The following is a 7,921-nucleotide window of genomic DNA, read 5'->3' on the forward strand; positions in this document are numbered from 1 at the left end:
TCTGAGATCAAGCTTGGCGATATCATTAACGGTTTTGCTGATCCTAACAGCTCAACAGATGACAATGACGATATTATTATCGATGTTGATGAGAATGCTGAAGCTGAACTTGATAAAGAGCTTGAAGCTCTTGATGAGGAAGAAGAGTCAGTATCTGCAAAGCCATCAAAGAAGAAAGCTAAAGCTAATAAAGACGAAATTGAAGATGAAGACGATTTAGATTCTGATGGCGATGATTCTCCAAATGATTCAGGTCCTGATCCTGAGGAAACTAGAAAGCGCTTTACAGAGCTTAGAGTTCAGTTTGATAAGGTTATTGCAGCAAGAGCTAAGTCAACAACAGACAAGAAGTATCAGAAGGAACTTGAGAAGCTAGTAGAAATTTTCAAAACCTTCAAGATTGTTCCATCACAACTTGAAAGTTTGCTTCGTAAGCTTCACGAAATGATGGATCGTGTTAAAAAGCAGGATCGTCGAGTACGTGAAATTGCAGTTGGAAGATGCGGCATGAAGATTGAAGAACTCAAGAAGTTCTACAATGATGAAGAAGTCGTATCTGAAATGGAATGGTTTGAAAAAGCCTGCAAGAGCAAGAAAGCTTATACAGCAAAGCTCAAAGAATATGAGCCAGAAATCAAAAAGTGCGTTGATGCCTTAAAGGAAATCGAAACTGATTCAGGTATCAATATCTGTCGCTTAAGAGATCTTGCAAGACGTATCATGATGGGCGATGCAATGGCTAAGAAGGCTAAGAAGGAGATGGTTGAGGCTAACCTTCGTCTTGTTATTTCCATTGCTAAAAAGTATACAAACAGAGGTCTTCAGTTCCTTGATCTGATTCAGGAAGGTAATATTGGTCTGATGAAGGCTGTAGATAAGTTTGAATACAGACGTGGCTACAAGTTCTCTACATATGCAACATGGTGGATTAGACAGGCTATTACAAGATCTATTGCTGATCAGGCCCGTACAATCAGAATTCCAGTTCATATGATTGAAACTATTAACAAGCTCAATCGTATTTCTCGTCAGATGCTTCAGGAGAAGGGCAGAGAGCCAACTCCAGAAGAGTTAGCAGCAAAGATGGGTTTACCTGAAGATAAGATCAGAAAGGTAATGAAGATTGCTAAGGAGCCTATTTCTTTAGAAACTCCTGTAGGTGATGATGACGATTCACATTTAGGCGATTTTATTGAGGATAGCTCAATAGTAGTTCCAGCAGAGGCAGCAACATCTGAGAGCCTGAAGAATGCAATCAATGGCGTTTTAGATGAAATGCCACCACGTGAGGCTCAGGTTCTAAGAATGCGTTTTGGTATTGGTATGCCATCAGATCATACTCTTGAAGAGGTTGGTCGTCAGTTTGGTGTTACCCGTGAGCGTATTCGTCAGATTGAAGCTAAGGCTTTAAGAAAACTGCGCCATCCTTGCCGTTCACAGGGATTAAGAGGATTCCTTGATTAAGCTTTGAAATATCAAAGCATATAAAAAGCCAAAACATTTTATGTTTTGGCTTTTTTTAGTGCCTGAGTAAAACTCAGGCTGCAAGACTAATATTTAAAAAATTAAAGATCTGCACCTAACTGCTGACGAATATAAGCTCCAGCTCCTAGCAGACCGGCATCCTTGTGAGAAATTACATAAACAGGTAATTTCTTCATAGTCTCAGAGAATCTACCTGCATTATCGAAGTTCTCTCTGAATGATGAATTTTTGAAGTATTCAATGAATCTTGGAACGATACCGCCTGCAATGTATACGCCACCCTTTGTAAGTAGGTTTACAGCAAGATTTGAACCGAATACGCCCATCATTGCGCAGAACTGATCAATTGCCTCCTTGCAGTCAGGACATGCAGGATCTGCAAAAGCACCTGCTGTTACATCGCAAGGCTCAACATCCTTAACCTCGTGACCGTTTAAAGTTGCAATTGCTTTGTATAGATTTACTAAACCCTGACCTGAAAGCAGACGCTCAGCTGATACGTGTTTGAAGTTCTTTCTTAACTCACGAAGAATATCATCCTGTCTTGAGGTTGTAGCACTAGGATCAACGTGACCGCCTTCTGTTGAAAGAGGGATCCACTTGTCATTTACATTGATAAGATAGCCAACACCAAGACCGGTACCTGCACCGTAAATTGCCTTAGGAGCCTTAGGATCGATAGACTCTCCGCCAACCTGTGTCATATCCTTGATGTCAATTGCAGTTGTGCACATAGACATTGCAGTAAAATCATTGATGAAAACCAATTCTTTAAGACCAAGATTTTCTTTCATCTTGCTTATTGAGAATTCCCAATGATTATTGGTCATCTTGATGTAGTCACCATTAACAGGGCAGGCAATAGCGATACAAGCTGAATCAAATTCAACACCTGCATCCTCACGATATTTTTTGATTACAAGCTCTAATGATTCATTGTCTACTGATGAATAGATAATGGTATTAGATAAAGAGCCATCTGCTAAATTTACCAGTGATAATCTTGCGTTGGTACCGCCAACGTCTCCAACAAGTGCTACACCTGAAAGCTGTGCCATTTTTACCTCTGTTAGTTTAATTAAAAATATAAATGGATATTATACAAAAAAACAGGCATATCTTTGCCTGTTTTTTGGAATTTTTTTCTTTGTGAGCTTAATCTTTTGAGTAAAGATTTCTAATTGCTCTGAAAAATTCAAAAAGGATGATAATAAATACGCAAAGACCGAAAATGAGCCTTGTTGAATTGTATATAAAAAGAACATGAATATTGTCTGTAAGATATTTAAAGACGCTTAGCTCTTTAGCACTAGCAATAAAACTTACCTGAGCGTAAAAAAGCCATGGTAAAAAGGCAAAGCACCACATGAACATGGTTCTAAAGCGCTTTTTCTCCTTTTTAAATTCAAAGCCACAAACCATGAGCATAATAGATCCGAATACTAAAATTACGATTCTTATTGAGTCAGTTGGCGGATATGCATGAGAATTATTGAAGAATACAAAAAGGATAATAAGCTTGAATGCGTTTAATACTATCTGTCTGTATGTGTCCATGTTAACCTCTTGATAATCATTCTATCAAAATATTGAATCTTAATTTAGAATTTTTTAGAATACTCTCACGCTGCCATAGCTTAGTAGGTAGAGCAACTGATTCGTAATCAGGAGGTCGGCAGTTCGATTCTGCCTGGCAGCATGATTTTGTAATGCAGATATTTGCAAAGCATTTTCATCTTTGAAAAAATATCTTTCAACCTATCAAATATAACTGAAATATATTTTATTCTTGCTGTTAAATTCGTATAATCGTACAGAATAATTCGTCTTAAAAGCTGATAATCTTTTTTTGTAGCAACACTGTATTTATGTCCAAAATCGTCATCGGAATTGACCCAGGTTCGCGTTTTACTGGATATGGCATTGTTAAAATGACCGGCAGTGATGTTACCTATATTGGCTCTGGGTGTATCAAAACCGGAAACGGTGATCTTGCTTCAAAGCTAAAAGTTATTTTTGATGCGGTCTCAACTCTTGTTGAGCAGTACAAGCCTGACTGTATGGCTATAGAAGAGACATTCTTGTCAAAAAATGTTCAGTCAACCGTGAAACTTTCTGAAGCAAGAGCTGCGGCAATTGTAGCTGGGGCAAATCATGGCCTTATGGTTTATGAATATACGCCAATGCAGATAAAGCAGTCAGTTGTAGGTTATGGCTGGGCTAAAAAAGAACAGGTGCAGTATATGATTAAGCATATTCTTCATCTGACAGCAAATCCTCAGGCAGATGCTGCTGACGCTCTTGCCTGTGCTCTATGTCACTGCTTTACAAGCAAGGTTACACAAACTATAGGAAACGGCGTCGCAACTCAGGGTGCAGTGCACGGACGCTATCAGAGAGATAAGTAAAAATATTATGATAGGAAGTTTAAGAGGCAAGGTTTTAAGAATAGACGGCGTTACTGCACTGATTGAAGTTTCATCTGGTGTAGGATATGAGGTTGATATGCCCGTATCAAGCCTGTCAGAACTTAAAATTGATGCTCCATGCTTTGTTTATATCCATCATGTAGTAAGAGAGGATGCCCAGGTTCTCTTTGGATTTTCAACAATCAGACAGCGATCTCTGTTCAGAGCTCTAATAAAAGTCAATGGTGTTGGTCCTAAAATGGCTTTGGCTGTTTTATCAACATTCAGTGTAGATGAGTTTGTATCTTCAGTTCTTCAAGAAAAGGCATCAAGTCTAGAGCAGATCCCGGGAGTTGGCAAGAAAACAGCTTCAAGACTGGTAGTAGAGCTAAAAGACTCACTGAAGAGCTTTGCAAATGACAACTCTCAGTCCTTACAGATTAATCAGGGAAATGCTGACTCTTGCGATGACAGATTCTCTGATGCTGTAGCAGCTATGACTGCATTAGGTTATAAAGAGAACGATTCAGTAAAATATGTAAAGCTAGTACTAAAAGAAGAACCTTCACTTTCAACTCAGCAGATAATTGTAAAAGCTCTATCTTTGATTTCTAAAGGAGGCCGATAAATGTCTGATGACAATATGGGGATCTTCGCTGATTCCATTGAGGTTGACAGCATTGTAAGACCTGAGAAAACACAAGATGAGATATTACAGGAGCTTACAAAATCAGGTGAAGATAGAGCATTAAGACCAACAACACTTGCAGATTATGTAGGTCAAAATGAGGTAAAAGAACAGCTGTCAATTGCACTTGAGGCAGCAAGAAAAAGAGGTGAGGCTCTTGATCATGTTCTAATCTTCGGGCCTCCAGGTCTTGGTAAGACTACATTATCAAATATTATTGCAAATGAGTTGTCTGTTTCAATATCGCAGACCTCAGGACCTGCTCTTGAGAAAAAGGGCGATGCTGCAGCACTTTTAACAAACCTGCAGCCACGATCTGTAATCTTTATTGATGAGATCCACCGTCTGTCTCCAATAATTGAGGAGTTTTTATATCCTGCAATGGAAGATTATATGGTGGACATCATGACAGGTGAAGGTCCGTCTGCAAGATCTATTAAAATCACCTTAAATCCTTTCACTCTTGTTGGTGCAACTACAAGAGCAGGTACACTTACCTCTCCTTTAAGAGCAAGATTTGGAATTATTCTGCAGCTAAGGTTCTATACACCAGAGGAGCTTGAAATAATCGTCAATGCATCTGCAAAGAAGCTTAACGTTGTAATTTCTAAAGAAGGTGCGCATGAGATTGCAGCAAGATCAAGAGGAACACCTAGAATTGCTAATCGTCTGCTAAGGAGAGTACGAGATTATGCTCAGGTTAAGGGAAATGGAACAATTACTCTTGAAATTGCCAGAGCAGCGCTTAAAATGCTTTTAATCGATGAAGACGGATTTGATGATTTTGACAGGGAATATCTAAAGAGCATTATTTATGATTTCAACGGAGGTCCTGTGGGAATAGAAAGTCTTGCAGCCTCATTAGGTCATGATAGGGATACTCTTGAGAATGTTGTCGAGCCTTATATAATTCAGCAGGGATTTGTTCAGCGTTCAAGAACAGGACGTGTCGCAACTGCCAGGGCATATGAAAAATTCGGTTTAAAAAAAGAATAAAAGATTAACTGTTGGAAAGAGTAATGGAAACTTTTTTTGAAAAATTCAGAGTATATTTTGAGGATACTGATGCAGGTGGCATAGTATACTATGCAAATTATCTGAAGTTCTGCGAAAGATGCCGTACAGACTGGCTAAGAGCAATGGGCTTTTCTCAGAATAAACTGCTTGAAGATAAACTTGGTTTTGTAATTAAAAGCATAAAGGGAAACTATATTAGCTCTGCAAAACTTGACGATGAACTTAAGGTAAGTTGCATCCCTGTGAAAGCTCGTTTTGCAAGTTTAAAAATATATCAGCAGATTTTTAATCAGAATGATGAACTGCTTTTTGAGTTTGAGTGTTCTATTGCCTTTGTAGATCTTGCAAAGCACAAACCAGTTTCAATGCCAAAAGAAGCACTTGAATATGCAGCTAAATTCATTCCTGAGAATACAGATTCATATACAGTAAATATTAAAGGTTAAAAATGGAAGCAAATAGTTCTTTATCCATAACACATCTTATTTTTAACGCCAGCTTCTTAGTTCAGGTGGTAATGCTGTTTTTACTTGGCTTATCAGTTGTTTCCTGGACAATTATTTTTGCTAAATCAAGTTCATACAAGAATGCAAGAATAAAGGCTGATGACTTTGAAGAGAAGTTCTGGTCAGGTATTGACTTGAACAATCTGTACAATGACTGTATCAAAAGATCATCAGAGCTTTTAGGTCTTGAGGTGATTTTCTCAGCTGGCTTTAAGGAGTTCGTTCGTCTTATAAATTCAGGTCCTGCTGATCAGGAAGTTGTTATGGATGGTACATACCGTCAGATGAAGGTATCTCAGTCAAGAGAGATGGAGAATCTTGAAGGTCATCTGTCAACTCTTGCAACCATCGGCTCTATCAGTCCTTATATCGGTTTATTTGGTACTGTTTGGGGTATTATGCATGCTTTTATTGCACTTGCAGCTGTAAAGAATGCAACACTTTCAATGGTAGCTCCTCCTATTGCAGAAGCTTTGATTGCTACAGCAATGGGTCTTTTTGCCGCTATCCCTGCTGTTATGTTCTATAATCGCTTTGTAACAAAAGTTGAGGCTTTAGAGAACAGATATATCAACTTCATGGATGAGTTTGCAACAATTCTCAACAGAAGACTTGTTCGTGTACGTTCTGAAATGAATCAGAAAAATGAGGTTAATAATGTAAACAGCCAGAATCAGTCATATCCTCATGCAAACAGCACATCACACTCAACAGCACAGGATGATTCAGCATCTCATTTAAGATCAAGACTTTCACAAAACCAGAGTTCGACAGATAGAGTAACTTATCATACCCCTGGTGTAGAAGGTGACAGACTGCGCTCTTCTGTAAGAAATACAAACTTTCATTAGAGGTTAATATGCAGTCAGCACGTTCAAGAATGAAATCAAGAGCAAAGGCAGAAATCAATGTTGTTCCATACATTGATGTTATGCTTGTGCTTTTGGTTATCTTTATTGCAACAGCACCTGTTGTTATGCAGGGCGTAACAGTTGATTTGCCAAAGGCACAGGCAGAAACAATGAATCAGGATCAGCAGACTCCTATTATTGCAACTGTTGATAAGGCAGGTCAGTTTTTTGTAAGTATCGATTCAAATGCTGTGAAAATGGATAATCTTGAATCTCTTACAGCATATGTATCAGAACAGCTGCAAAAGGATCCTACAAGACCAGTGGTTGTTCAGGGTGATGCTCAGGTTGCATACAATAACGTCATCATGCTTATGAACGCTCTTAAAAACGGTGGTGTAAAAAGCGTTGGTTTGGTAACTGATCCGATTGAGTAGAAAATGAAAATCAACATGAAAGTTGCGTTTATTTTTGCACTGATAGTTCATGCAATCATAATCGCAGTTCTCCTAGTGAGAGTATCATTAGATAAGCCATCAAAACCAAATATGGGAAATGGCGATCTTATGCATGCTACTTTTGTTCCTCCTGCAAAGGGCAAACCTTCAGGTGCTAAACAAAAGAAAGTTGAGGTACCTGTTGAGGATAAAAAACAGGCAGAGCTTGAACAGCAGAAATTAAAGCAGCAGCAAGAGCAAAAACAGCTTGAAGAGCGAATGAAAAAGCTCAAGGCTTTAGAAGAGCAAAAACAAGCTGAGCTTGCTTTGAAAAAGAAAAAGTTAGAAGAAGAGAGAAAGAAGAAACTCGAGGAAGAGAAAAAGAAAAAACTTGAGGAAGAGAAGAAAAAGCTAGAAGAAAAGAAGAAGCTTGAAGAAAAGAAAAAGCTAGAGGAGAAGAAAAAGCTTGAAGAAAAGAAAAAGCTTGAAGAAAAGAAAAAGCTAGAGGAGAAGAAAAAGCTAGAAGAGA

At 38.5% G+C, this 7,921-nt stretch carries 9 protein-coding genes, 1 tRNA gene and 1 pseudogene; 9 read left to right on the forward strand and 2 right to left on the reverse strand.

Annotated features, from left to right (window positions below; translation table 11 throughout):
- Positions 1–1,464: RNA polymerase sigma factor RpoD (rpoD, locus tag ACJML3_RS06920; protein WP_406021826.1), on the forward strand; the 1,464-nt coding region annotated here is incomplete at its 5' end.
- A 101-nt stretch (positions 1,465–1,565) separates the two neighbouring features.
- Here rpoD and glk read toward each other — a convergent pair.
- The gene (gene glk / locus ACJML3_RS06925) at positions 1,566–2,543 is read right to left on the reverse strand and encodes a glucokinase (RefSeq protein ID WP_406021828.1); all 978 of its coding nucleotides are present in this window, start codon (positions 2,541–2,543) and stop codon (positions 1,566–1,568) included.
- A 97-nt stretch (positions 2,544–2,640) separates the two neighbouring features.
- Positions 2,641–3,042 (reverse strand): hypothetical protein, encoded by a 402-nt coding sequence (locus tag ACJML3_RS06930; RefSeq protein WP_406021830.1) that lies wholly within the window; start codon positions 3,040–3,042, stop codon positions 2,641–2,643.
- Between the two features lie 69 nt (positions 3,043–3,111).
- On the opposite strand from ACJML3_RS06930, the gene ACJML3_RS06935 reads away from it, so the two are divergent.
- The 8 genes and pseudogenes from ACJML3_RS06935 to ACJML3_RS06970 form a co-directional block, all read left to right on the forward strand.
- Positions 3,112–3,184 (forward strand) — tRNA-Thr (locus ACJML3_RS06935).
- 169 nt (positions 3,185–3,353) lie between these two features.
- Positions 3,354–3,893, forward strand: a complete 540-nt coding sequence (gene ruvC / locus ACJML3_RS06940) for a crossover junction endodeoxyribonuclease RuvC (RefSeq protein ID WP_406021832.1) — start codon at positions 3,354–3,356, stop codon at positions 3,891–3,893.
- A 7-nt stretch (positions 3,894–3,900) separates the two neighbouring features.
- A complete protein-coding gene (gene ruvA, locus ACJML3_RS06945) occupies positions 3,901–4,521 on the forward strand; it encodes a Holliday junction branch migration protein RuvA (protein WP_406021834.1) in 621 nt (206 codons plus the stop codon).
- The gene (ruvB, locus tag ACJML3_RS06950) at positions 4,522–5,577 is read left to right on the forward strand and encodes a Holliday junction branch migration DNA helicase RuvB (protein ID WP_406021836.1); all 1,056 of its coding nucleotides are present in this window, start codon (positions 4,522–4,524) and stop codon (positions 5,575–5,577) included.
- A 23-nt stretch (positions 5,578–5,600) separates the two neighbouring features.
- Complete coding sequence (locus ACJML3_RS06955; RefSeq protein WP_406021838.1) at positions 5,601–6,044, forward strand: YbgC/FadM family acyl-CoA thioesterase; 444 nt, start codon at positions 5,601–5,603, stop codon at positions 6,042–6,044.
- Between the two features lie 2 nt (positions 6,045–6,046).
- Positions 6,047–6,745: pseudogene (gene tolQ, locus ACJML3_RS06960) on the forward strand (protein TolQ); the annotation flags it as partial.
- Positions 6,746–6,963: 218 nt separating this feature from the next.
- On the forward strand, positions 6,964–7,392 hold the full coding sequence (gene tolR, locus ACJML3_RS06965; RefSeq protein ID WP_406021840.1) for a protein TolR: 429 nt from the start codon (positions 6,964–6,966) through the stop codon (positions 7,390–7,392).
- A 3-nt stretch (positions 7,393–7,395) separates the two neighbouring features.
- Positions 7,396–7,921 (forward strand): hypothetical protein (locus tag ACJML3_RS06970; protein WP_406021842.1); only part of this gene is annotated, 526 nt, incomplete at its 3' end.

It is taken from the genome of Succinivibrio sp. (genome assembly GCF_045124615.1).
Classification (GTDB): Bacteria; Pseudomonadota; Gammaproteobacteria; order Enterobacterales; family Succinivibrionaceae; genus Succinivibrio; species Succinivibrio faecicola.